The sequence below is a fragment of the Microbulbifer sp. VAAF005 genome, from assembly GCF_030012985.1.
Classification (GTDB): domain Bacteria; phylum Pseudomonadota; class Gammaproteobacteria; order Pseudomonadales; family Cellvibrionaceae; genus Microbulbifer.
The window spans coordinates 888254-912512 of sequence record NZ_CP120233.1; the positions used below are offsets into that span (position 1 = coordinate 888254).

Here is a 24259-nt window from a genome sequence, read left to right on the forward strand (position 1 = left end):
ACAAGAAAACAACTTACTAGCCCTGTTTTATAAACTCATTAAGTTGGGCAAGTATCGCGGTGGCATCTGACTCAGCAATAACCGCTTCACAGCTCTTCAGGTGTAACCTTCCATAGCTATCCAAATTAGCGAAGATCAGATAGTTTTCACCCTGCTCCAACTTTATATCACAGGATTCAAACCCAAGGCGGAAGGTTATCTCTCCACCCATAGGCCCTTTCCATACCTGGCTTGGCACTGCTGAATAGATATAGCCGGATATAGCTGTAACTCCATCTTCAGACAGTGCGCTATCCACATCCCGGTGGACATCAATCACTTCTACTTGTGCAACAATCTCAGCCTGGGCAAATCGCAACTCCAAGTGAGTAGTAGATGCCGCAGCGATATCTTCAGTCGTATGCACCAGGCCACTCATTAGAAAAAAGAATATACCGCCCACAATTCGGGGGAATAATTCGAAAGACATTTTTTCCGCCACCACCCTCTCCTTACTTGTATTCTTATCGCAGTAGAAATAGCACAAGCCATCAAGATCGGCTTACTGTTTTGTCATAACTTCGAAGAGAAAACTATTCGACAGAAAAATTGGCATGGATTGATCTGAGAGGAAGTGGACAACTGAGCGGGCCACCAAGCTGGCAGCCCAGGCAACCTTTACATCTACTGCTCATATACCCGTATAGGATAAACGATAGATTTTATGCGCAAAATCATCGGAAATCAGGACGCTTCCATCTGGCATTTCCAAAAATGCAACCGGACGACCATATGTGGTTTCCTCCTGCATAAAGCCGGTAATCAGCGGCTCATACTTCGTTATCTCACTATTCTCGACAGTCGCCAACATCACTCGGTAGCCAGATTTTTCGCTCCGATTCCAGGACCCATGCTCAGCAACCAACAGATTGTGCCGATAATCCTTGGGATATTGTTCGCCGCGATAAAAGTGGATTCCCAATGGCGCTACATGGGCACCAAAGTTTAACACGGGTTTAGAGTAGTCAGCAGCGTTCTTACCCAGCCCAAATTCCGGGTCTGCAATATCATCTCCATGAAAATAGGGATAGCCAAAATGCTCTCCCCAAAAACTCACCTTATTGATTTCGCAGGGCGGGATATCGTCCCCCATCATGTCCCGGCCATTATCGGTAAACCACAATTCATTGGTTTGTGGATGAAAGTCAAAACCAACTGAATTCCTTACCCCGTTGGCAATAATTTTTGTTTTTTTAGAGGACAAATCCAGGGAAAATATCTTTGAATAGTTTTCATTGGCATCACAGATATTGCAGGGTGCGCCCACAGGCACAATTAATTGCCCTTCACGATCAAAGCGTAAGAACTTCCAACCATGATGCCTATCCGTCGGAAATTGATCGTAAACAACTTCTGACTTTGGTTGATCCAGATTACGCTCTATCTGGGGAAAGCGAATAATTTTATCGACATCAGCCACATATAAGTCGCCATCCTTGAAGGCTATACCTGTAGGAGCCTTTAGGTTTTCCATCAGGACCCAGCGCTTATCTGCCGCGCCATCATTGTCTGTATCTCTTAAGGCGTAGACTTTCTTTGCTCGAAAAGAGCCGGAAAAAACTGTCCCCGACTCAGAGCGAGCCAGTTGTCGAGCCGTTTCAACATCTTCGGCAAAATAGCTGAGTTCAAACCCCTCAGGTACTTGCAATTGATCCAGGGTTATTTCTGCTTGTACCGCAGAGGCAAACAGCAAAGTGGCGAACAATATCTTTTTCATTCTTATTAGCCGACAGAAAAAAGAACATCTTAACTCTCGACATAGAACTTGACTAATTTAGCGCAAGAAAAGGAGTTGAAATACAGGCTGGATACGATGAGCGGTAAAAAGTTTTCCGAGGAGGCAAAACAGAAGGGATTCTAGAGGTTAGAGTAGACTCGAGACCCAGGACATTATTGTCCAGGGCCTCGCTGTACACAGCCCTCTGGCTGTATCACTAGTACTTACAGTGGCAACAATTCCAGCTCAACTCTGCGATTGGCCTGGCGCCCAGCTTCAGAGTCATTGCTGGCAATAGGATAGCGCTCACCGTAGCCTACAGCTTGAACACGACCTGAAGACACGCCCTGACCGCTGAAGAAGCTGGCTACAGAGTTAGCACGCTGCTCACTCAAGCTCTGATTGTAAACATCTGAACCAGTGCTATCGGTATGGCCGCTGACTCGAATTGCAGTTTTATCGAACTCCTGCAATACAACAGTGACCGATTCCAAGGTGTCATAGAAGTCTGTACGAATATCCGCGCGGTTAGTACCGAAGGTAATGTTACCCGGCATGATCAGGCGAATATTATCACCTTCACGCTCAACGCGTACGCCGGTACCTTCCAGGCGCTGACGCAGCAACATTTCCTGACGATCCATATAGTAACCAATGCCACCACCGATCGCCGCGCCACCCAGGGCACCTGTCAAGGCTCCCTTACCACGGTCTTTCTTACTGGCAGTAGCGACACCAACGATCGCTCCAGTTACAGCTCCAATTCCAGCCCCCTTGGCGGCATTACTGGTCTTACTTTCACCTGTGTAAGGGTCCAATGTGGAACAACCAACCATCGAACCCAGTGCCAGGGCTGCTACCCAATATTTCATTATTGGCTCTCCTAACGCATTTTTAAGTAACGGGTATTGAGCTACACATGTCTTGTGCAATCTCTGTATTGTTCAACACACTATCTGACTGGCGGCTGAACCAACCCAATGAAATTTTCCATAGACTAAAGCGAATTTATTGTCAGTTCTACTGACTAGTCCCCATTACGTACTAACTATTCATAACTACGTACCAATGACGGACAAAATAACGAGCAAGAAGTGATCAGCCTCCCGGTCTTCCACAAAATCTGTGGATAAAACTGTGCACTAATAAGCTATCCGTGGCGCCAGCCGGCGTAAACTCTCGCCTACAGCGTTTTGCACATTTTTTAAACTCTTCAGTTTTTCTTTAAAAAACAATAAGTTAGAAATCTGCCTTGGCATTAAATAGCAGTGGATATCTTCTTGCTTGAAGGCAAATTTTGCCAACTGCGCATGTGGAAAAGTTTGTCAATAGCCTCGCGCTCCACTGAGGCAATTTTTTTAGACGCTTTTGTTTTTAAAGTCGCCCCCAAGAGGCAGCGAATACCACTATGTCTGTCATTTAGTAACAAAAAATTTCGTGCCAGCCCCTGTGGACTTCTATAAAAACCCTTTTGTAACCACTGAATTAGTAATGCGGAGGTTTTTCATCCAGCGGCTTGCCGGCCCCCTGCATCTCAAAAGCAATCGTCCGATACTTTTCGCCCAACTCGCGCATATGTGCGAGTAGAGTGCGAATATCCGTATCCTGACGAGTAATCACATCATTTAATTGGCTTATAGTGTCTTCCTGGAAAGCCAAACGGCTCTCCAGTTCATCGACCCGCTCTACCAGAGCCTTTATTTCTTCAGTCATCACAACAACCCGTAAAGAACATCTACCAGACCGACCGCTCGACGATCCATAAATAAGCTCTGCCCCAAACGAGTTGTCACGTATCCGAAGCCCAGCCCTTTTTCCGGATCAGCAAAGCCGACACTACCACCCGCTCCCGGATGGCCAAAGCCCTGGCTACCCCCAAAGCGCAAGTCCGCCGCGGAACTGCTGCGAATAAAGCCACAACCAAAACTCACCTCAGCCTGCAATACTTTATCGTGGCCATGACTCTGCTCCTTTGCCGCTTCATCTATCAACCGCTTGGGCAAAATAGTCGGCTCGTCACAGGTGAGTTCACCGTAAACCGCTGCCAGGTCTCTCGCACTGAAGTGGCCATTGGCTGCAGGAATTAAAGCACCGCGCCACTCGGAGCTATTGGTACCCATCATCAAGCTCACCGGGTTGCTAAATGCCATCGCAACAGGCCCTTTGCGGTCTTCTTTTATGGCGCGGCCAATGGCATTTTCCCGAAGCTCTGGTAAGGGTTGTTTCAGCGGGCTGACATCGGCAATTCTCTGCGAACGATGTCCATTTGCCCCAAAGCCCCCATCAAGATTGAGGGGTTTGGCTAGCAATTCCCGATAAAGTTCCAACAAGGGTTTTTCGGCAACCCTTTCAATTAATCCACCCAAGCTCCAGCCGTATAAAAATGGGGCGTAACCCTGTGCACTTCCGGGCTTCCACCAAGGCTCGCTGCCAGCCACCTGGTCGCAAGCCGCCTGCCAATCGTAAATCAAACTGTCTTTTACCCGCTCACGGAAAGCGACAAGTCCGCTGCGGTGGCACAGCAATTGGCGTGCGGTGACAGTTTCTTTGCCTGGGGCAAATTCAGGCCAGTAATCCGCTACCGGGCGATCCAAATCCAGTTTGCCTGCGGCAACTTGCTGCATCGCCAAAACTGCAAGAACGCCTTTGGAAGATGAGAAGACATTGGCCAATGTGTCTTCAGTAAATGGCCTCTCTGCACCCCGATCCGCACTTCCCGCCCATAAGGAACAGATTAATTCTCCATGCTGGCGCACGGCAAAGGCCGCTCCTGTATCACCGCACTCGCGAAAATTTCTGGCAAAAGCATCGTAAAGAGCCTCTAAACCAGGGGCACAAAAGCCGTATATGTCCATGTATTTACGTCCAGATAATTCGGATAACTCTGTTGCAAGCCCGCAAGGGTAGTTTCTTCCACTCTGCGGCGCAAATCGGTAGTATTGCGCGCTCATAGCGAGGGATAAATATGACTCAGGAAAGCGCAATTCAAGATCAGATCCAGGGCAATCATTGCTTCGGCTGTGGTCCAGACAATGACCAGGGCCTGCGTATTAAAAGCTACTGGACCGAGAAGGATCAAACCCGCTGCGAGTTCCTTCCCAGCTCCCATCACAATGCTGGACCTGCTCAATATTTAAACGGTGGAATTATCGCTACGGTTATCGACTGCCATACCGTATGCACAGCCATCGCCGATGGTTACCTGCAAGCCGGACGAGCTGTCGGCACTGGTGACAAGATCTGGTATGCCACCGGCAAACTGGATATTAGCTATCTGGCACCGGCTGCCATCGATAAACCGGTCATTCTCGAAGCCACTATTGTTCAGCGCTCCTCCAAGAAAACTGTTCTGCACTGCAATCTCACCAGCAATGGACGCCTCTGCGCCAAGGCAGAAGTCATAGCAGTCCGCGTCCCGGATGAGTGGTAAAACCATAAGCTGATAAATGGCTGCCGGCCCTGTTTTGGCCGGCGGTGACAAAGGGCGAATAACTTACAGCGCTTCGCTCTCTTCCATATCCTCCAGGCGATGGCCACAGAATTTGCAGTATTCCGCATCTGGGTCATGGGCACTACGGCTGCAGTTATCACAGCGCTGTTGCACTCGCTCCCGATGCATTTCTCCAGCCAACTCCGCCGTTAGAATGCCGGTAGGCACTGCAATAATTGAGTAACCAATCAGCATGGTCATTGCAGCAATGCCCTGCCCCAAAGGCGTTTGCGGAGAGATATCGCCATAACCAACGGTTGTGATGGTCACAATGGCCCAATAAACACTCGTGGGAATACTGGTAAATCCGTGGCCTGGCCCCTCCACCACAAACATCAGGGAACCAAAAATAATGCACATAACCAAAACACTGGAGTAAAACACCAGGATTTTGCGCCGGGCCAGCCCGAGGGCTCGCAACAAGACATTGGCATCACGTAAGTAGCGAACCAACTTCAGGATTCGGAAGATCCGCAGCACCCGCAACAGGCGAATCACCAAAAGATAAGTGGCCCCGGTATAGAGAAGCGCCAAGTAACTGGGGAGAATTGCGAGCAGATCCACAATCCCATAGAAACTGAAAATATATTTGCGGCGATTTACCGTGCAATATATCCGGGCGATATATTCAATGGTAAAGAGGCCAGTAAATACCCATTCCAGGCCGATGAGAATGTGCTCATAGCGATCGCGCACCGTACCTATGGAGGTCAGGAGCACCAAACCTACGCTGATCAGGATCGCCCAGATCAAAAAAACATCAAAATTCCGCCCTGCCCGGGTCTCGGTTCCGAAAATTACCTCATTGAGCAGTTTGCGACGTCCCGTCAACGCCATTTATCACCTCAACTACGCTGCTGTATCATATTGCGGCAAAATTCTAACCTCTCAGGCATCAGCGGTCGCCCCATTTTCAACATCGTTTACAGCGGCTTTGACATCCTGCGCACCTCGGGCACAATTCCCGGCATTTTCAGCAAATACCAACGGAGTATTCCCAGCCATGGCTAAGGAGAATCGTCTCGTCTATTCAACTGATCTCGGTCGAATTAAAGAGGAATCCAAGACAGAGAAGCGCCGTGATGGAGATGGCATAGTTCGAATCCAAAGGGAAACCAAGGGCCGCAAAGGAAAAGGGGTGACTTGCGTACGCGGGCTGCCAGGCACTGACAGCGAACTCAAGCTGCTCCTGGCAGAGCTCAAGAAGCGCTGTGGCTGCGGTGGCGCCCTCAAAGATGGGGTGATTGAGATTCAGGGTGACAAGCGTACTGAGATCAAAACATTCCTGGAATCTCGCAACCACACGGTAAAACTGGCCGGCGGTTAGCCGGCCTTAAGCAGTCGCAGTGGCTTTAACTGCAACTGCTTTTCCCGCTCCAAACACTGACTCAGCAAGGCGGCTAGCTGGATATGATAGTGTTCCAGAATCGCAGCGCGAATGTGTTTGCAACGCGATTCCATAACCTGCAGAGAATCCAGCACTTCCTGTCGCCCTTGTGGCAGCTGCCTGAAAGGCTCCTCCTGAGCTTTCAAATTTATTGCCGCAGCCACCCCTTGCTCTTTTAATAGAGCCGAACTCTCCACTGCCGCTACTATGGCATCTATCTCTCGCAAAGACAGCGCTGTATATTTTTGCAGCAGCTCCCTTTCATTCAACTCTGGTGATAGGTGCTGGGCAAATATTGCCAGCGAGTGGCTATAACCGGCGAGCCGATCCAGATGTGGTGCCAAGCTATCGTAGGCGGCCAAATGGCGCAGCTGGTTCCTGGCTGTCTGACGCTGATCCGTGGGCATAGTTACCAGGGATAGACACAGGCGCTGATAGAAAACACCATAAATCTGCTGTAATTGCTTGTGTGACTCCTCCAGTTCAGCGCGCTTAACAGCGATCTGCTCTTGAGCTCCTGCAAGGCTGGCCCCCTTCAAGCAAAAGTCTTCAGCGGTAAAAGGGATTTTACCGCGTATCAGCGCCGCTCCCAGCTGCATTGTAAAAACCCTGATCTGCAAGTCCTCCCGGCGTCCACGCAAATCACGCAACTCCACGAGTTTACTGCGCAGCCAATCGATAGTGCCCTGCAGATCCAGCGCCTGCATTTCCGCAGAGGATGGCCTGCGCAGAGGCATCAGGGCCAAGGGTGCCAGGCGATTGAAATACTCGTCCAGTACCTCAGCAGACTCCTCTGACTCCTTACTTGAACTCAGTAAAAGTCGGTTTTCGACCATCTCGCAGTCTTTGCCAGTAACTTCAGAGGTCACAGCGGTCGTCAGGCCGGCAAAGTCTACAAACATGGATTGCAGGGGTATCGCAGATCTAACCTGCCCCACAAACTCCCGCTCAATCAACACCGTTACACATTCACTGTCGATCGCCTGCTGAATATCCCAGGGGTCCCTGGCCTGTGTCATAGCAGCCTCAACTACATCGCTGGTATCAACATCCAGATTCTCCTGCATCCAACGGACGGCATCGGGAATATTTGCACAACTGCGTCCCAGCGCCTGGGCTTCGCGATTAATTTCTGTCACTAAGAGATCTGCGTGCACTAACCGATGCCACTTCCTGGCGAAGTCTGCCAACGCATCACTACCTATTATCTGAGCCGCAACACCGTCAGCCCTCTCCTGTAGCATTACGGCACTGCCTGCGGTTAAGCGGCAATGCAGTGCCTCCAGGCGCTGCAAGATAGGGAGCAAAATATATCCACCTGTCACTAGCATACGGTGAAATGGCCCGGCCAGTGCTCCGGGGGCATTCTCCGGGCTAACAACACTGCGCTCATTTTCAAAAGCCCACTGCATCAGTTCCAATCGCTGCACGGTGCCGTAAGTCAACCAACCAAGTGCGCCGAGCAAACGGCCGCGATAGAAGGCGAGCCCCCTACCCACGAGTGCCAGGACCTCCTTTCCATCCAATGAGGCGACGCTGGCAAGCCCTACTGTAAGTGGTAAATTCTGCCTAAAAACCTGGAGAAATCCCGGCTGGGACACAATATGGGAGTCTGCACTTACAAAGACTTGGCTGATCTTTGGCAGCCCTAGCTTATCGACCAATGAATTAATTAACTTCAAGACCTCCTTACCTTCAGAGGGCAACAGCTGACGGGGCTCCGATGAATCTCGCAAACGGGAGGATAAGCAGAAAAATGGCCAAACAAACAGCAGACCAACAAGCAGGGCGAGAAGTACGGTTAAAATACTCAGCGACACCCCCACCCAAGTAAGTTCTCCCTGCCAAACAGCCATAGGGATTTGCCATAGGGCATATCCACTGGAGAAAACACAAGCGAACAGTACCAACCAGAATATCGAGGGCACGATTACTGCTTTGACCACTCCCCAAACTGCCTTGCCCTGACTCGTGACACTGTCAGCCTGTAATCGGCCTGCATCAGATAAATACCACTCAACCGAATCCTGGGAGCCTTCCGGCTTTATTGCTGGATTGCCTGCGGCAGGAGTGGATGAAACGACTTTCTGGGGCTCGTCTGCTTCGAGAGTTTTCTGGCTAACAGGAACAAAAGGGTCAGTACCAGCGCGCGCCTTATCCGGCGCATCCACCGATGCAGCATTGACCTGGGCCTTGCGCCGCTGGGCGACTTTTATCTTTGCAATCAGCTCGCGGTTATCAAATCGTCCCGCCGGACAAACCTCCACTCGCAGGCCAATTTTCTGCAGACTGGTGCGAAACTCCAGCGCCTGGTCAGAAACCAACCGATCTTTAATTACCCAGCCTTTTAGTAGCAGCCTGCGCGCCTGGGGCTCCGAGATAGAGAACAACTTCGCCACATCCCGGATAACCGGACCCGGTTCTTTGGCGTGAAGCGTCCTTCCCGTGGAAACCACCTGGTACAAATCCTGGCCCGCCATCTCCCTCTCCTGTCACCAAGTGACGCAAATTGTCACATTTATTACATCTTGCGCGGAGAGTAAAAGATTCAGAGAAAATCAGTTGCGCACCAGTTCTCACCAAGCCAGTTCAAAAACAAAAATGGCAGGAAAGAAGGCAAAGTTCACAGTTTTTCTGGCACGCTTTGCCAATTTAGGAAGAAATCAGGGAGTGAATATCGCTAGAACACGCGCCGCCAGATCTGGAATAGACAACCCCTTATCTCTCGGCTTATACCAACTGTATGTGTGACTCAAGGCACCGACCAGCAAACGCCTTACCAGTGCGGGATCACCACCGGGACACTCGGCGGCCTCAATAGCGTCCAGCCATATCTGCTCATACTCCTCCCTTAGGCGTAAAACTTCCTGCTGACTCTCTTCGGATAGGCTTCTCCACTCCACCACCAGGATAGAAAAACCCGGTACTGCCAATCCATGAATAGCCTCTAATTCACACTGAATACAGGCCTGAAGCCTCTCTTGCGGTGTTCGACTCTGTTCCGCTGCGGTTCGCATTCGCGCACCGGCAAATATCGTCACCTCCCGCATTACTTCACAGAGAATCTGCTCCTTACTGGAAAAATGATGAAAAATACTGCCAGACAAAATACCCACTTCCGCAGCGAGATCCCGCACTGTTGTCCGGGCGAACCCTTTTTGCTCAAACAACCGCGCTGCAGCATTCAGCAAACGTCCACGGGCAGATTCAGGATCTGTTAGCACTCCATCTGCCACCAAAGCACCTACCAGCTGCTGCGGCGATAACTCTTCGGGAACTCTCACAAAATCCTGCCCACTTTCAATCACGAACCACTCCCCGTATTGGTCAATTTGAGTCAAACATCTTAACGGCCCTGAGAATTTTTAATCAAATAGGCGCCAAGTATTGAACACCAAGCGCTTGCTTGGTAGCGTTAAGCTATTCTGCGTTTTCCCACATGCAGGCGCAAGCGCCGACAAGAACAATAAAAACTGAATAAGCCGTAAGGCCGTAAAAAAGGAAACTTTCATGCGCTATCAAAGCCAGCTGCGCTCCGGCAGCTTTAGCGAGCAAACCTATATCGTCACCGGTGGCGGCAGCGGTATTGGACGCTGCATTGCCCACGAACTGGCTAGCCTCGGCGCCCATGTAGTATTGATCGGGCGCAAACTGGACAAGCTGGAAAGAGTTGCCGGCGAGATCCACAACGATGCTGGCGAGTGCAGCTTATTCAGCCTGGACATTCGCGATGAAGAAGGAGTCCAGGAGACAGTGGGGCAAATAGTCCAGGCCCGGGGCCAAATTCACGGATTAGTGAACAATGCCGGTGGCCAGTTCCCCTCACCCCTTGAGCAGATCAACACAAAAGGGTTCGATGCTGTTGTACGCAGTAACCTGCTCGGTGGCTTTTTAATGTCCCGAGAAGTTTTTGTTCAATCTATGAAACAGCACGGCGGCAGTATCGTAAATATCACCGCAGATAACGCCGGCGGTATGCCAATGATGGGCCATTCCGGTGCCGCTCGAGCAGGCATGGAAAATATTACCGAAACCTCCGCCTTAGAGTGGGCACCTTTTGGGGTTCGAGTTAATGCTGTAGCGCCAGGCTATATTCTCTCCAGCGGCTTTGGTACTTACGACCCCAAATTCCTGCGCGAGCTATTACCGGGCTTCCGAGACAGTATTCCCCTCTATCGATTGGGAGAGGAAGCGGAAATTAGTGGGGCCGTGTGCTTCCTGCTTTCCGATGCCGCCAGCTATATCACTGGACAAACGCTGCGTATCGATGGTGGCTCGAGTCTCAAACATCACTCTCCCCTTTGGCAGCCACAGGCGGCCCGTAACTCTAAACGCTTCAACGGATTCCATCGCAAACGCCGGCCGCAGGTAGTGGAAGAATTGGAAGCGGAGGGCAAGCTCTAATGCAGCCGATTGATTCCCAGCTCGACAACCGCTCGGCAGAGTTCAATGACAACCAAGCTGCCATGCTGGAACAGATCAACCATTTTCGTGAAGCTGAGCAACGTCCGGTACAGGCAGAGAAAAGTAAGGCTGCGCGCTATCGTGACCGGGGCTGGCTGCTGCCAAGGGAGCGCCTTAATTTATTGCTCGACCCCGGCGCGCCTTTTGTAGAGTTGTGCTCCCTTGCCGGCTATAAACTTTTTGACGACCAGGATGGTACCGGTGCGGGTGGCGGAGCCATTTGTGGCATTGGCCAGGTCAGCGGACAACGTTGCATGGTTCGGGTAGATAACTATGCCGTAAAAGGTGGCACCATCTCACCAGCCGGGATGGATAAAGCCCTGCGAATGCAGAGGATAGCTCTGGAGAATCATTTGCCGATTGTCGCCCTGGCACAAAGTGGTGGTGCCAACCTGATGTATGCCAGCGACACTTTCGCTCCCGGTGGACGCGGATTTGCTAACCAGGCTCGAATGTCCGCTGCCGGTATTCCGCAAGTAACCGTGGTACATGGCGGCGCTACTGCCGGCGGTGCTTACCAGCCAGGCCTGTCAGATTATGTGGTCATGGTACGCGGGCAAACCGGTATGTATCTGGCTGGGCCGCCGCTACTGAAAGCAGCCACCGGTGAAATTGCCGATGCGGAAAGCCTCGGCGGAGCGGAAATGCACTGTACCGAATCCGGCAGTGGCGATTACTTAGCTGAGAACGACGCCGATGGTATCCGCATAGCAAGGGAAATTATTGCCACCCTCCCCTCACCCATTAAAAGCTCAGTACAAAAAGACTACCGAGACCCATTGCATCCTATCGACGACCTGCTCGGCCTGATTCCAGCAGACAGCAAAAAGCCCTACGACGTGCGCGAAATTCTCGCTCGTGTAGCCGACGGCTCTGCCATGTTGGATTTCAAGCCGGAATTCGATCGACAAACCGTATGTGGCCATATTCGTATTGAAGGCTTTCCTGTAGGAATTATTGGGAATAACGGCCCGATCACCCCCAAGGGGGCCAACAAGGCCGCGCAGTTTATTCAGTTGTGCGAACAGAGTGGCACTCCACTGCTGTTTTTACATAACACCACCGGCTTTATGGTGGGTACCGAGGTGGAGCGCAACGGCATCATCAAGCACGGGGCCAAAATGATTCAGGCCGTGGCCAATGCCAGCGTACCAAAACTCAGTATTGTCGTGGGCGGTTCCTATGGGGCCGGCAACTACGCCATGTGCGGTCGCGGATTCGATCCCCGCTTTATTTTTGCCTGGCCCAACTCCCGCACCGCAGTTATGGGCGCAGCCCAGGCCGGCAAGGTAATGCGCATCGTCACCGAGCAAAAAATGCAACGCAGTGGCAATGTGGATGAGACTGTATTGGACAAATTGGAAAATGACACCAGCGCATTTATGCATGGCAATTCCGATGCTCTCGCCTGCAGTGCACGCCTCTGGGATGACGGCATTATCGATCCCCGCGATACACGCAAACTTTTAGGTATGTTGCTAGAAATTTGCAATGAGGCCGAGCAGAGAAAACTCAATAAAAATACCTTTGGCGTAGCTAGGTTCTAACGAAAAACCGGGGCAACAAGGAAGTGCGGTTGCCCATTAACACAATCACCGGGTTCACACTTCAAGGCAGGGAAAACAATAATGATATTTAGCGATCAACACCGGGAACTACAGCGCACTGTACAAAACTTTGTACAGCAGGAAATCAATCCCAATGTGGCGGAATGGGAAAAGGCCGGCCGCTTTCCTATCCACGAAATTTTCCAACAACTGGCCAACCTGGGCCTGCTGGGCATCAGCAAGTCCACGGACTTCGGTGGTCTGGGCCTCGACTTCAGTTACGAAACCGTTTTCCTGGAAGAGCTGGGCAGCGCCCACTGTGGCGGTGTACCCCTGTCAATTTCAGTGCAAACCTCCATGTGCACCCCGGCCCTGGCTAATTTTGGCAGCCAGGATTTGAAAGAACAGTTCCTGATTCCCGCTGTGAGTGGCGAGATGATCGGTGCAATTGCCGTTTCCGAACCCGGCGCCGGTTCCGATGTTGCTTCGATTAAGACCACCGCCAAGAGCGATGGCGACGACTATGTGATTAACGGCAGCAAGATGTGGATCACCAACGCCCCCTGCGCCGATTTTTTCTGCACCCTGGTCAATACCAGTGAGGGCAAAGCCCATAGCAACAAATCCCTGGTCATTATTCCGGCGAAAACGCCTGGTGTACGCATCGGCGAAAAACTCGACAAATTAGGCATGCGCTCATCGGAAACCGCTCCCATCTTTTTTGACAATGTACGGGTGCCCAAACATTTCCGTATCGGCGATGAAGGTGCCGGATTCCTATTGCAGATGCTTCAGTTCCAGGAAGAACGTCTCGCCGGCGCCGCGCTGAACTTAAAAGGCCTGGAGCACTGTGTAACCAGCACCATCGACTATGTGCGCGAACGCCATGCCTTTAAATCGCCATTGATCGACAATCAAACTATCCACTTTGCCCTCGCAGAAATGCAGACCGAAGTGGAATGCCTGCGCTCTCTAACCTGGCGCGCGGTGGAAGCTTATGTGGCAGGTGAAGATGTCACTACCCTTGCTTCAATGGCCAAGCTCAAGGCTGGTCGCCTGTCCCGCTCTATTCCCGATCAGTGCCTGCAGTTCTGGGGTGGCATGGGCTATATCGAGGAGACTGTAATCAACCGTGCTTACCGGGATAGCCGTCTCACCGCTATCGGCGGCGGTGCAGATGAAGTAATGCTCGGCATTATCTGTAAGCTGATGGGCATACTGCCCAGCAAACGCAAACCCACCGCGTGAGGTCAGGCCATGGAGACAATTATTGATGAAACCATCGGCATCGCCCGTCATCTCACGCTAAATCGCCCGCAACAGCGCAACGCCATCAGTTTGCAAATGGTAGATGAGCTTCTACAAAAACTCGCAGAAGCGGAAGAAGATCCGCAGGTGCGAGCACTGGTGCTGCGGGGTGCAGAACACAACTTCTGTGCCGGTGGCGATATTGCCGATATGCTCAATGCTCAGCAGGGCGCGAGCGATGGAAATAGTGATGTATTTTTTCACTTAAACCGTCGTTTCGGTGAACTGATGGAACGATTTAATCGCACCCCTTTAATAGTCATTGCCGTACTGGAAGGTGCCGTAATGGGCGGTGGTTTCGGGCTCGCTTGCAGTGCCGATATTGCCATCGCCGATCGTAGTTGCCGCTTTGCCCTTCCGGAAACTCGCTTGGGTTTACCGCCTGCACAAATTGCTCCCTTTGTCGTGGCACGAGTCGGCCTCTCCCAGGCCCGGCGCCTGGCCCTCAGCGGAGCAAAAGTCAATGCACAGCAGGCCTTGGAAATTGGGTTAATCCACCAGTTGCTCGATAATTCCGAAGCCCTCGAAGGCGCGCTGCAGGAACACTTGGGTGCGATCAATGCCTGCGCTCCCGGCGCCCTGGCAACGACCAAGCAGATCTTGCTGGATGCTGCACGGGTGAGCGATGAGACTGCCCTCGGCCAACTGCTCGACGGCGCTGCGCAGCAGTTTTCCCGTGCAATTCAAGGCCATGAAGGGCGCGAAGGCGCCCGTGCATTTCTGGAAAAACGATCACCGGAGTGGCAGCACTGATGTCGACAACAGAGACCCTGTTAATCGCCAATCGAGGCGAGATCGCACTGCGAATTATGCGAACTGCTCGGGCGGAAGGCTATCGCACAGTCGCCGTCTACAGCGATGCGGACTGCGATGCACTGCACGCACAGACTGCCGATATCGCCGTAGCCATTGGCGGGCAGACTTCGGCAGAGTCCTATCTGGATATCCAAAAAATTCTCGCCGCAGCTAAAAAATCCGGAGCCACTGCCGTCCACCCTGGCTACGGCTTTCTCGCTGAGAATGCGGAATTTGCCAGCGCTTGCGAAGAGAATGGACTGAGTTTTGTTGGCCCGAGTGCCGAAGTCATAGAATTGATGGGCAACAAACGCAAAGCCAAGGAGTTTGTTGCCGCTGCCGGCGTACCCTGTATTCCCGGCTTCCAGGGTGCCCAGGACGACGACACCCTGGTCGCCGAGGCGCGGCGCATTGGCTTCCCGTTAATGATCAAAGCTGCCGCAGGCGGTGGTGGGCGCGGCATGCGCCTGGCTCACGGAGACAACGAGCTGGCCTCCCAGTTGCGCGCCGCCCGCAGTGAATCCATGAGTGCATTCGGCAGCGACGAGTTAATTCTGGAAAAGGCACTGGTCAACGCTCGCCATATCGAAATCCAGGTATTTGCGGATCGTCATGGCAACTGTATTCACCTGGGGGAGCGGGATTGCTCCGTACAGCGACGCCATCAAAAAGTGGTCGAAGAGTGCCCTTCCCCAGCGGTCGACACCCAGCTGCGGGAAAGAATGGGGCAAGCCGCAGTCGACGCCGCGCGAGCCTGCGGTTATCTAGGCGCGGGCACCGTAGAGTTTCTACTCTGCCCCAACGGCGAATTCTATTTCCTGGAAATGAACACCCGGTTGCAAGTAGAGCACCCGGTAACAGAAATGGTAACCGGTTTTGACCTGGTAGCTTGGCAACTGGCAGTAGCACGCGGCGAAGCCCTATGCGTTTCCCAGCAGCAAGTCTCCCAGCAGGGGCACGCCATTGAAGTCCGCCTGTATGCCGAAGACCCGGAACAACAATTCCTGCCCCAGGCCGGAAAAGTACTCCACTGGGTAGCGCCAAAGGGGCAAGGAATCCGTATCGACCACGCTTTGAAAAATGGTTGCGAAATTACGCCATTTTACGACCCCATGCTCGGCAAATTAATTGCTTGGGGGCAGGATCGAGAAGAAGCTCGGCGCAAGCTAACCCAAGCCCTAACCCGGCTGGAATTTATCGGCCCCAAAAACAATATCCATTTCCTGCAGAAGATCCTGGCCGAATCACAGTTTATCGCTGGCGATGCCGATACCAGCTTTCTCGACCAAAACAGCACGCTGACATCCGCAGAACCAGTTCCAGCAGTAATTGCAGCCCAAGCCACATTACTTAATCACTTGCACCAAGCCAACCCTCAGGATCGGCGTAGCGGCCGCAGTGACTGGCGCAGTGGTGACAACAGCGTGCCGATCAACTACCGACTGGAAATTGCAGGACAAACCCTAAACTGTGAGCTGCTGGCGTTAGTAGATAATTCTTATCAAATCTCAGTAGGCGACCAGCAGTTCCTGATTCAGTGGGTCCATTTTGAGAAATCACAAAAAGAAACTGGAGTTTATAGCGCTGAACTTCTGCTGGATGGCGTTAGCCAAAAGAGACTGTTTCTAGCCAACCAAAGCAATCTGCACCTCCTTTTAGACAGCAGGCAATTTCATTTTGTCGATATCACCCACGCCCCCGCCAAATCGAGCCTTAACGAAGGCAGTGGCCGCATCACGGCTCCTATGGACGGTTGCCTGGTGCAGGTATTGGTTGAGCCCAATCAAAGAGTTCAGCGGGGAGACACTATCGCCTTAATGGAAGCCATGAAAATGGAGCACGCCCTGCGCGCAGACCGCGACGGTACCGTAATTAAACTGGGCGCCTGTGAAGGAGACCAGGTACGCGGTGGCCAGCTGTTAGTTCAGATCGAAGCCGCTCCCACGGAAACCGCCAAAATCCCCAGCGACGCTACTTCCTAAAGGAGATCAGCATGTACGATATTGATGCCTCCCGTATGGCAAGCCCCTTCTATGACGAAGGCCATCAGGAATGGCGCACCCAGTTGCGCCGCTTTGTCGACCGTGAGATTACTCCCTACATTACTGAATGGGACGAAGACGGCCAGCTACCCGCCGAGCTTTGGAAAAAAGCCGCAGAAGTTGGCCTTCTGCAGATGAGTTATCCGGAAAACTACGGCGGCATCGAAACCGATCTCTTCCATATGATTGTTGCCGCAGAGGAGTTAGCCCGCCCCGGCGCTGGTGGCCTCTACGCCAGCCTAATGGTCCACGGCATTGCCCTGCCCCCATTACTGCACTATGGCAGTGAGGCCCTAAAAGATCAGGTTATTCCCTCGGTATTACGTGGCGAAAAGCATATTTCCCTGGCTGTTACCGAACCAGGCGCAGGCTCCGATGTAGCCAATCTCCAGTGCCGCGCAGAGCGTGATGGGGATGACTATATCGTTACCGGCGAAAAGACCTATATCACCGGCGGTATGCGCGCTAACTGGTTTACTACTGCGGTGCGCACTGGCGAGGAAGGCTTCGGCGGTATCTCCCTGCTCTTAATCCCTGCGGATGCCGAAGGCGTTAGCCGGCAGCTTCTCGATAAAAAGCAGGGCTGGTGGTGTTCTGATACGGCCAGTATCTTTTTTGATCAGGTGCGCGTGCCCGCGAGTAATCTAATTGGCGGTGAGAACCAAGGTTTCTTGCCCATAGTGCACAACTTCAATCGCGAGCGCCTGGGCATTGCCGCTTCCTGTGTAGAATTCAGCCGGGTCTGTTTGCAGGATGCCATTGAGTGGGCCCAGGAGCGCCAAACTTTCGGAAAGCGTCTCGCCAATCACCAGGTGATTCGACACAAATTTGCCCAGATGCTTCAACGCATCAATGCCACCCAAGCCTATCTGGATCTCTGTGCCTGGGCAGAGCAACAACACCAGCTCAAAGTAGCGGATATCGCACTACTCAAAGTCCAAGCCACAGAAACCCTTGAGTTCTGCGCTCGGGAGGCTATGCAGGTGTTGGGCGGCGCAGGCTATATGCGCGGCAGCCGTGTTGAGCGTATCTATCGTGAAGTGCGGGTGAATGCGATTGGTGGCGGATCTGAAGAAATTATGCGGGATCTGGCGTCCAGGCAAATGGGGATTTAAGGTAGCCTTTAAGGCAAGGATAAAAGCCTTGCTAAGCCTATTTTTAACTCAGTCCCGCATGGGTGTGGGACTGAGTTAGCGAAAATCCCGCTTAAATTAACCCTGCTTCTTTTCTTCGATAAAGTCCCTTACCTGCTCACTTAGTACGGCCATAGGGACATTGCCATTTCTCAGAATGATTTCATGGAAGTCCTTAATATCGAAGTCTTCACCAAGTTCATTTTGCATCAGTTCTCGCAAGGCGAAAATCTCAAGTGCACCAGAATCATAAGAGGTAAGCTGGGCCGGCATAACCGCCATTCGGTCCATCAGAGTTCTCGGGCCTTTAGCAAATGAAGCTCCAGAATCCTGCAAAAACTCCGCAACCTTTTCATCACTCCAACCGAGTACATGCATTGCGGTGTCCGCTACCATACCTCGCGCAGGCCATGCTCTCCTTAGGATCTTGGTTGACCCATACTGATACATTCCCGCTTCCTCCGCTAGATGTTCAGAGTACCTACCCCAACCTTCAGCAAAAGCAGAGTTAGACAAAGCATCTTCTATTTTGTGAAACTTTTCTTGCTCTTGTACGAGAGCAATTTGCATATGATGGCCCGGGTACCCTTCGTGGATAGTAACCTTCTCTGCAGAAGCGTAAGACTCATCCTTGTAAGTTGTCGGATCATATCCAAATCTCGCCTTGCGCTCCTTGGTGCCCGGAATATAGTGTGCGCTGCGACCTGAGCCCTGTTCATGCTCAGGGATAGCTTTTACTTCCATTTCGATCAAAGGCATTTCATGGAAGAAATCAACGGTTAAATCTCTAGACTTATCTACCAGGCGCTCATAAAACTGATGCATCTCATCAGCGCTATTAAATTTCTGAGTTTTATCCTCACTGGCCCTTGCCACTGCCTGAGAATAGGAATCTACTTGATAGAACTCCTTGCCTAAGCGAACCACTTCGCTCTTGTTTGAGTTGACAGCCCTTAAACCCAACTCAAAAACTTCTTCTGGTGTTCTCTGCAAAGTCGTATAAGAACGATACTGAGCCATATAACATTCACGGCCATTAGGAATCGCATGGATACCAAGCTCGGCTCTGGCTTCAGGTAAATAGGCAGACTCTAGAAAATTCTTGTAATTCTCCATTGAGGGGATAACGTGATCTGAAAGCACCTGTTTAAATGCAGCAGCAAACTCAGGGTCCCCAGCTTTCTTCACTAACCCCAAGAACGGGTGCTCATCGATAGGTACTTGGGTCAAGCCATCAACTTGCTGAATGACTCGCTTAACCACACTCTGAGGTGCGGAGTAACCTTGCTCTAACCCCCGGCGGAGATTGGCTATTTCTTGCTCATAGTAACGAGCCGCGTCAAGCCAACGTTCAATCGCATCTGCCTTTTCTTGGGCTGTTTCAACCGGCTGAACCTCGGTCAAAAAGCCAAGAATGATATGAGGCCCAAACATATGATCAACAGACCAGAGTTCAGTCTTACACACCCTTAGGCCAACATTGGACTCTAATCGCTCTTTCAGTTTGAAGTAGAATACCTTCTCTTGATCACTTTTTAGACCATCAAGATCTATCTCTGCCAATTTATTGAGTATTCTGTCCTCAGATGCCGCTAGAGAGGCAGCGTTACTGGGGGAATTACTTAAAAAAGGTTGTGCCTGTCCAGCTCCATATCTGAGAAGTAAGCGTACGGCTGGAAGTTTTCTAAATAAGCTTCGGCATATTGATCCGCTAGATCATGGAGTAGTGCCGAGTTGTCAATAGCTTCCCTACCGGCCACATCAGTTTGGTTATCAGTAACTGAGCATCCCATTAGGACCGATGAAACTACCAATACACCTAAACCCGCTCTTTTTACATTAATCATTCTTATAAGACCGCAACATAAAACTCATTAAAAAGGTTTCTACAAAGAAAACTTCAACTTCCTGTTTTATAGTAGGCACTGTAACAAAATGAGTTTCAACACCTCAAATGCGGAATATCGGCGAAGCGAGGATATTTATAGATAAATCCCAGAGATAGAGCGTAGAATCCATTTAATTGACAGAGTCACAAGTAACAAGCGCTAGCAACTTGACATAGAGACCACCTAAGCCTCCTTTAACCTATGCACTTGAAGGGTATGGCGATGTATAAGAAGCCCACCTTAATAAAAATGGGCTTCTTAAAGAACAGTAATTCCTTATAACACCAATGAATGTTACTTCATTTATACTACGGCACTAACTGGTAGCTATTACCTAAGTCGTCTTGTACCACCTCAGCAATACCATCGATGGCGGAGATTTCTAATGGCTCACTTAGAATGCGACTTCTAAATGTCCAGCCTTCTGGCAGATTGAGGCGACTTCCCAGGTCTTTTAAATCGTCAAACTGAAGATCAGAGACCTCAATACGACTAAATGATTGCATAATATACACCTGCCCATTCATATCAGTTAGCTCATAAACACGACGGCCTTCATAAAACAACCAAGTATTATTCCTTAGTACCTGTCCAGGAATATAGGAAACACTCTCTCCAAGATCAGAACTATAATTCATGGTAGTCAATAAGCGCATTTCTAAGTCACCGAAAAAACGGTGTTCATCATCCGGACTGGGTGAGACAATATCGCCACCTAAAATTTCATCCACCACAAAAAAACGCGGCCCATTAGGGATTGCAAAAAGCACACCATACTCAATTTCTATATCGCTGAAGTTGATAGCATCCCACAGATTTTGGGGACAAAAATTAACACCCGGGGTACCCCAAATCTCTGTTGACTCCTCAGCCCCGTCTAGATAAGAAAGTAATATCTCACAATAGCGAAAATTAAAGAGTGGACCGCCAGCTTGCAATGGTTCCTCAACCGTAGTATTTCGCAAGAAATCTAAAAAGTGTATGGCCAATTCTTCGCCTACATCGTCTTGAATAAAGTGGCCGGCAATAAACCGCTTATGATCATTGCCGTCTGATCCAGGTACATGTTCAACCCACTTCTTCTGGACCTCTAAGCTACCCAACTTTATATCATAAGCTCCCGCATTAAACATAAAGGGGTTGTGAAAGGCTCCAAGTGTTTTCCAAGCTGAAAAATTTTCCATTTCAATACCTGCCGACATCGCAGGAAAAGCTCGAATTGCCGCTTTATACTCGAAAGCAGGATATGGAGCATTGTAAGCTGCGACTTCATCACTGCTCAGCTCAACTCTGGTTACTACTTGCAGTACATCTCCAGCTATTAATTCTGGCACACCGGCAGCATAGTCAATCCACTGCTGAAACCCCTCCACTCCATCAGGTTCTTTTGACGCAAAGAATGTAGCCGCATCACCCAGTGACTCATCGATCTCAAATGTCGGGTAAATATATGGGTTTTGACCCACCGGAATGAGGGGAAGATCACCATTAGCAACAACCAGTCTAGCAATTACATGTGGCATATCACCCGCAATACGAAGACCGATAAGACTGCCCCAGTCCTGTACGAAAAGGTTGATATCAGTTAATTGTAATTTATTAATAAATGCCTTATTCCAAGCAACATGCTGTTCATACTGATGTACAGTGACGTCAATCGGTTTGTCTGACCTTCCCATTCCAATATGATCTGGTGCAATCACTCGGTAACCGGCATCAGCAAGGATCGGGATCATTTTTCGGTATAAATAGGACCAGCTGGGTTGACCATGTAGTAACAGTATAACTTCACCATTATCAGGCCCAACATCCACGTAATGCATATTTAAGCCGTCAATTTCTACGTAACTTGGCTCAAACTCATATCCGGAAAGGGAGTCAAAACAGGCATCGGGAGTAACAATATATTCCAAACCCGTAGCGGTTGCATGTATTTCACTTTCAGACAATTTACAAGCATCGCTATTTGGGCCTGTAACTAAGGGAATCTCTGTCCCTGAGACATCTTCAGAGTCATCCGAGTCACAAGCAACCAATAGGGAACCCAAAAAGCAGATACCGAACAGACACCGGAATAGAGAGATATATTGGGGAGTTTTAGATATAGAGACAAAAGAATAATTCATAATATAAACCTTCCTTTTACATTAAATAGAAATTCCTTTAACTGGAGAGGATATTCATATCACCATCAGAGCATCCACCTATGACAGAATTGTGCGGATGGTGAAAATCTCCGCACGACCAGAACTATTGGAAGTTTTATCATTAATTAAACAGGGAAAACCCTATAAAAAAGCACATGACTAACTTCCGCCAATTTAAGAACCTGAGATACATAAACTTATGCTTAGATACTTAAAAATTTGCTTTCAATCGAGAATGTTTTGTATGAACGGTGCATATTTCAAGCTCAATGGAGCAAATGGCAAGTTTCTTTCATATGAGATTACCTATATCATTCACTGTTGATATTCTGATATATAAAATCGATATTGAATGTAACATAGGCAAGAAACCTTGTTTGAATTTCGCAAAATAAATAAGATCCAAGCATGGATATTTCTTCTAATATGGCCATGGGTGAATATCTTTATCGTCTCTGCTACACTTTATTCACTTGAGTCACTAACCCCCCACCTCTTCCTGTTGGCTACAGCTAAAATATGGGGAACGTTTATTTTATGTCACCTTCTTTTCATTTTTATTGAAAATCTTCCCAACAGCCCTCTACGATTGTTAAAAGAAAAACACACCTACTTACTTAGACCAATTGTAGTCATTTTTCTATTTATAAGCATTGCACCGATCGTAGAACCCCCATTAACTTTCAAAGTGCCTGATATTAAAATATTACCATTGGCGATAATGCTACTTGAATCCACAGTTTATATTTTTGCCATATATATATTTCAACAGCAAAGTTTCTTCTATCGCTCGCAGCTTCATGCGCAACAGGCAGAGCTACAAATACTTAAAATGCAATCAAATCCTCACTTTCTATTTAACACTCTAAATTTGATTGCATCAGAAGTCATTCAGCACCCATCAAAAGCTAAAGAGCTCATTTACAGCCTATCCGATTTATTGCGCGACACAATCAACTTAACCAAAACCCAATGGATAACTATTGAGGAAGAACTAAGATTAATCGAGTTATACCTCTTGCTGCAGCAAAAGCGCTTTGAGGATCGATTCACCTTTGATATTGACTGCCCACAAAATTTGAATGGAATGAATATACCTTCATTACTATTAATGCCAGCTGTGGAAAATGCCATAAAGTACGGTATTGCACCCTACGCTAAAAGTGGGCATGTGAGTGTAAATGTGGAACTAAATAATAGCTACATAGAAGTGGAAGTTCAGGATACAGGGGCATGCTTTGATGACAAGAACATCACTTATGGTGAAGGATTACGTATTCTAACTCAAACATTAAGAGTCAACTTCAGTGACAACCACGCCCTTAAGCTAAATTCAAGCGGTGAAGGAGCAAGTTTGAAAATTCGCTTCCCACAAGTAAATTCATCCATAACCCCGCAGGTTGAAAATGCCGAAAATGAATACTAAAAAAGTAATTATTGTCGATGACGAACCTGCAGCAAGATCCAATCTAATAGAAGTAATCAACACCTTCGATGAATTGAAAGTTGTGGCGCAAGTAACTGATGGAAAGTCAGCAATAAAGCAGATCATAACCAAAAGCCCTGATATCGTATTCCTTGACATTGAAATGCCAGAGGTGAATGGCTTTGATGTGGCCAATGCAACTCAACATATAAACTATCAACTTGTCTTCCTAACAGCCTATCAGCACTATGCCCTGCGTGCGTTCGACACAAATGCAATTGACTATTTGACAAAGCCTGCTCATCCAGAATTAATAAAGAAAAGCATTCGCAAGATATTACGGCAAGAGATGTATGCCTTAGGGCAACAGACGTCTTCAACAAGCGGAAACCGATTGGTTTTGAGTGATTACAATCAAATGAAGATATTTGAATATGACCAAATTAACTATATCGACAGTATCGGTCGTTATCGTCGCATCCACCTTACCGAGACAGGAGTTAAATCTCACAATACAAATACCATTATTTCAGATATGACACTTGACAGTTTCAGTGAGCAGCTACCTAAGGAAACTTTTTACCGATTACATCGAAGCTACATCATTAACAGCCATAGAATCCTTGAATTAAAGTTACAGTCACGACGCCATTTTGTCCGGCTCTCCGGAACAGATACACTTATCCCAGTATCTCGCAGTTTTCTATCCATCTTAAAGGAGAGTATTAAAGTCTCAGCTAGCTCTCTAATTGGGTAATAGATGGCTCTAAGTAATCCCGCAAATACAGCTATGAAATTACTCCGAGCCTCCATAATCCCAGAAACCTACATGTTCTTTTTAAGGAAGCTGATGATCGACCCAAAAATAGCTCTAT

At 49.4% G+C, this 24259-nt stretch carries 21 protein-coding genes; 10 read left to right on the plus strand and 11 right to left on the minus strand.

The window, feature by feature from the left end:
* Positions 1-16 precede the first annotated feature (16 nt).
* The 5 genes from P0078_RS03875 to P0078_RS03895 all read right to left on the minus strand — a co-directional run bounded on the left by P0078_RS03875 (position 17) and on the right by P0078_RS03895 (position 4611).
* A complete protein-coding gene (locus P0078_RS03875) occupies positions 17-469 on the minus strand; it encodes a hypothetical protein (protein ID WP_282933166.1) in 453 nt (150 codons plus the stop codon).
* Positions 470-670: 201 nt separating this feature from the next.
* Positions 671-1756 carry a PQQ-dependent sugar dehydrogenase gene (locus tag P0078_RS03880; protein ID WP_282933167.1) on the minus strand — a complete coding sequence of 362 codons (1086 nt, stop codon included), beginning with the start codon at positions 1754-1756 and terminating at the stop codon, positions 671-673.
* 224 nt (positions 1757-1980) lie between these two features.
* Positions 1981-2628, minus strand: a complete 648-nt coding sequence (locus P0078_RS03885; RefSeq protein ID WP_282933168.1) for a YiaD family glycine zipper/OmpA-like lipoprotein — start codon at positions 2626-2628, stop codon at positions 1981-1983.
* Between the two features lie 613 nt (positions 2629-3241).
* Complete coding sequence (locus P0078_RS03890) at positions 3242-3469, minus strand: SlyX family protein (RefSeq protein WP_282933169.1); 228 nt, start codon at positions 3467-3469, stop codon at positions 3242-3244.
* Positions 3469-4611, minus strand: coding sequence for a serine hydrolase domain-containing protein (locus P0078_RS03895; protein WP_282933170.1), 1143 nt, complete (start codon positions 4609-4611; stop codon positions 3469-3471). Before P0078_RS03895 ends, P0078_RS03890 begins: the two co-directional genes overlap by 1 nt.
* 110 nt (positions 4612-4721) lie before the next feature.
* On the opposite strand from P0078_RS03895, the gene P0078_RS03900 reads away from it, so the two are divergent.
* Positions 4722-5186, plus strand: coding sequence for a PaaI family thioesterase (locus tag P0078_RS03900; protein WP_282933171.1), 465 nt, complete (start codon positions 4722-4724; stop codon positions 5184-5186).
* Positions 5187-5249: 63 nt separating this feature from the next.
* Here the strand turns inward: P0078_RS03900 and P0078_RS03905 are convergent, their stop codons facing one another.
* Positions 5250-6083 carry an ion transporter gene (locus P0078_RS03905; RefSeq protein WP_282933172.1) on the minus strand — a complete coding sequence of 278 codons (834 nt, stop codon included), beginning with the start codon at positions 6081-6083 and terminating at the stop codon, positions 5250-5252.
* A gap of 166 nt (positions 6084-6249) precedes the next feature.
* Here P0078_RS03905 and yciH point away from each other — a divergent pair, with 166 nt between their 5' ends.
* Complete coding sequence (yciH, locus tag P0078_RS03910; RefSeq protein ID WP_282933173.1) at positions 6250-6573, plus strand: stress response translation initiation inhibitor YciH; 324 nt, start codon at positions 6250-6252, stop codon at positions 6571-6573.
* Here yciH and P0078_RS03915 read toward each other — a convergent pair.
* Complete coding sequence (locus P0078_RS03915) at positions 6570-9113, minus strand: hypothetical protein (RefSeq protein ID WP_282933174.1); 2544 nt, start codon at positions 9111-9113, stop codon at positions 6570-6572. The genes yciH and P0078_RS03915 overlap by 4 nt on opposite strands.
* 183 nt (positions 9114-9296) lie before the next feature.
* On the minus strand, positions 9297-9941 hold the full coding sequence (locus P0078_RS03920; protein ID WP_282933175.1) for a TetR/AcrR family transcriptional regulator: 645 nt from the start codon (positions 9939-9941) through the stop codon (positions 9297-9299).
* A 202-nt stretch (positions 9942-10143) separates the two neighbouring features.
* On the opposite strand from P0078_RS03920, the gene P0078_RS03925 reads away from it, so the two are divergent.
* The 6 genes from P0078_RS03925 to P0078_RS03950 all read left to right on the plus strand — a co-directional run bounded on the left by P0078_RS03925 (position 10144) and on the right by P0078_RS03950 (position 17904).
* Complete coding sequence (locus P0078_RS03925; protein WP_282933176.1) at positions 10144-11037, plus strand: SDR family oxidoreductase; 894 nt, start codon at positions 10144-10146, stop codon at positions 11035-11037.
* Positions 11037-12644 (plus strand): acyl-CoA carboxylase subunit beta, encoded by a 1608-nt coding sequence (locus P0078_RS03930; protein ID WP_282933177.1) that lies wholly within the window; start codon positions 11037-11039, stop codon positions 12642-12644. Before P0078_RS03925 ends, P0078_RS03930 begins: the two co-directional genes overlap by 1 nt.
* 81 nt (positions 12645-12725) lie before the next feature.
* Complete coding sequence (locus P0078_RS03935; RefSeq protein ID WP_282933178.1) at positions 12726-13892, plus strand: acyl-CoA dehydrogenase family protein; 1167 nt, start codon at positions 12726-12728, stop codon at positions 13890-13892.
* A gap of 9 nt (positions 13893-13901) precedes the next feature.
* Complete coding sequence (locus P0078_RS03940; protein ID WP_282933179.1) at positions 13902-14705, plus strand: enoyl-CoA hydratase/isomerase family protein; 804 nt, start codon at positions 13902-13904, stop codon at positions 14703-14705.
* Positions 14705-16729 carry an acetyl/propionyl/methylcrotonyl-CoA carboxylase subunit alpha gene (locus tag P0078_RS03945; protein ID WP_282933180.1) on the plus strand — a complete coding sequence of 675 codons (2025 nt, stop codon included), beginning with the start codon at positions 14705-14707 and terminating at the stop codon, positions 16727-16729. The genes P0078_RS03940 and P0078_RS03945 overlap by 1 nt, the downstream gene beginning before the upstream one ends.
* 11 nt (positions 16730-16740) lie before the next feature.
* Complete coding sequence (locus P0078_RS03950; protein ID WP_282933181.1) at positions 16741-17904, plus strand: acyl-CoA dehydrogenase family protein; 1164 nt, start codon at positions 16741-16743, stop codon at positions 17902-17904.
* 96 nt (positions 17905-18000) lie between these two features.
* Here P0078_RS03950 and P0078_RS03955 read toward each other — a convergent pair whose 3' ends face one another.
* The 3 genes from P0078_RS03955 to P0078_RS03965 all read right to left on the minus strand — a co-directional run bounded on the left by P0078_RS03955 (position 18001) and on the right by P0078_RS03965 (position 21937).
* On the minus strand, positions 18001-19626 hold the full coding sequence (locus P0078_RS03955) for a DUF885 domain-containing protein (RefSeq protein ID WP_282934555.1): 1626 nt from the start codon (positions 19624-19626) through the stop codon (positions 18001-18003).
* Positions 19545-19769 carry a hypothetical protein gene (locus P0078_RS03960; protein ID WP_282933182.1) on the minus strand — a complete coding sequence of 75 codons (225 nt, stop codon included), beginning with the start codon at positions 19767-19769 and terminating at the stop codon, positions 19545-19547. The genes P0078_RS03955 and P0078_RS03960 overlap by 82 nt, the downstream gene beginning before the upstream one ends.
* 350 nt (positions 19770-20119) lie before the next feature.
* Entirely contained in the window at positions 20120-21937 is a 1818-nt protein-coding gene (locus P0078_RS03965) for a haloalkane dehalogenase (RefSeq protein WP_282933183.1), read from the minus strand.
* 394 nt (positions 21938-22331) lie between these two features.
* On the opposite strand from P0078_RS03965, the gene P0078_RS03970 reads away from it, so the two are divergent.
* Together P0078_RS03970 and P0078_RS03975 are read left to right on the plus strand one after the other, a co-directional pair.
* A complete protein-coding gene (locus P0078_RS03970) occupies positions 22332-23384 on the plus strand; it encodes a sensor histidine kinase (RefSeq protein WP_282933184.1) in 1053 nt (350 codons plus the stop codon).
* Positions 23365-24141, plus strand: a complete 777-nt coding sequence (locus P0078_RS03975; RefSeq protein WP_282933185.1) for a LytR/AlgR family response regulator transcription factor — start codon at positions 23365-23367, stop codon at positions 24139-24141. The genes P0078_RS03970 and P0078_RS03975 overlap by 20 nt, the downstream gene beginning before the upstream one ends.
* Positions 24142-24259: the final 118 nt, after the last annotated feature.

Bases quoted from the DNA above. Each gene is read 5' to 3' on its own strand.
- P0078_RS03925 (WP_282933176.1), top strand. From the start codon at position 10,144: ATGCGCTATCAAAGCCAGCTGCGCTCCGGCAGCTTTAGCGAGCAAACC.
- P0078_RS03960 (WP_282933182.1), bottom strand. From the start codon at position 19,769: ATGATTAATGTAAAAAGAGCGGGTTTAGGTGTATTGGTAGTTTCATCG.
- P0078_RS03975 (WP_282933185.1), top strand. From the start codon at position 23,365: ATGCCGAAAATGAATACTAAAAAAGTAATTATTGTCGATGACGAACCT.
- P0078_RS03940 (WP_282933179.1), top strand. From the start codon at position 13,902: ATGGAGACAATTATTGATGAAACCATCGGCATCGCCCGTCATCTCACG.
- P0078_RS03905 (WP_282933172.1), bottom strand. From the start codon at position 6,083: ATGGCGTTGACGGGACGTCGCAAACTGCTCAATGAGGTAATTTTCGGA.
- P0078_RS03880 (WP_282933167.1), bottom strand. From the start codon at position 1,756: ATGAAAAAGATATTGTTCGCCACTTTGCTGTTTGCCTCTGCGGTACAA.
- P0078_RS03885 (WP_282933168.1), bottom strand. From the start codon at position 2,628: ATGAAATATTGGGTAGCAGCCCTGGCACTGGGTTCGATGGTTGGTTGT.
- P0078_RS03950 (WP_282933181.1), top strand. From the start codon at position 16,741: ATGTACGATATTGATGCCTCCCGTATGGCAAGCCCCTTCTATGACGAA.
- P0078_RS03935 (WP_282933178.1), top strand. From the start codon at position 12,726: ATGATATTTAGCGATCAACACCGGGAACTACAGCGCACTGTACAAAAC.
- P0078_RS03890 (WP_282933169.1), bottom strand. From the start codon at position 3,469: ATGACTGAAGAAATAAAGGCTCTGGTAGAGCGGGTCGATGAACTGGAG.
- P0078_RS03895 (WP_282933170.1), bottom strand. From the start codon at position 4,611: ATGGACATATACGGCTTTTGTGCCCCTGGTTTAGAGGCTCTTTACGAT.
- P0078_RS03965 (WP_282933183.1), bottom strand. From the start codon at position 21,937: ATGAATTATTCTTTTGTCTCTATATCTAAAACTCCCCAATATATCTCT.
- P0078_RS03945 (WP_282933180.1), top strand. From the start codon at position 14,705: ATGTCGACAACAGAGACCCTGTTAATCGCCAATCGAGGCGAGATCGCA.
- P0078_RS03875 (WP_282933166.1), bottom strand. From the start codon at position 469: ATGTCTTTCGAATTATTCCCCCGAATTGTGGGCGGTATATTCTTTTTT.
- yciH (WP_282933173.1), top strand. From the start codon at position 6,250: ATGGCTAAGGAGAATCGTCTCGTCTATTCAACTGATCTCGGTCGAATT.
- P0078_RS03930 (WP_282933177.1), top strand. From the start codon at position 11,037: ATGCAGCCGATTGATTCCCAGCTCGACAACCGCTCGGCAGAGTTCAAT.
- P0078_RS03900 (WP_282933171.1), top strand. From the start codon at position 4,722: ATGACTCAGGAAAGCGCAATTCAAGATCAGATCCAGGGCAATCATTGC.
- P0078_RS03915 (WP_282933174.1), bottom strand. From the start codon at position 9,113: ATGGCGGGCCAGGATTTGTACCAGGTGGTTTCCACGGGAAGGACGCTT.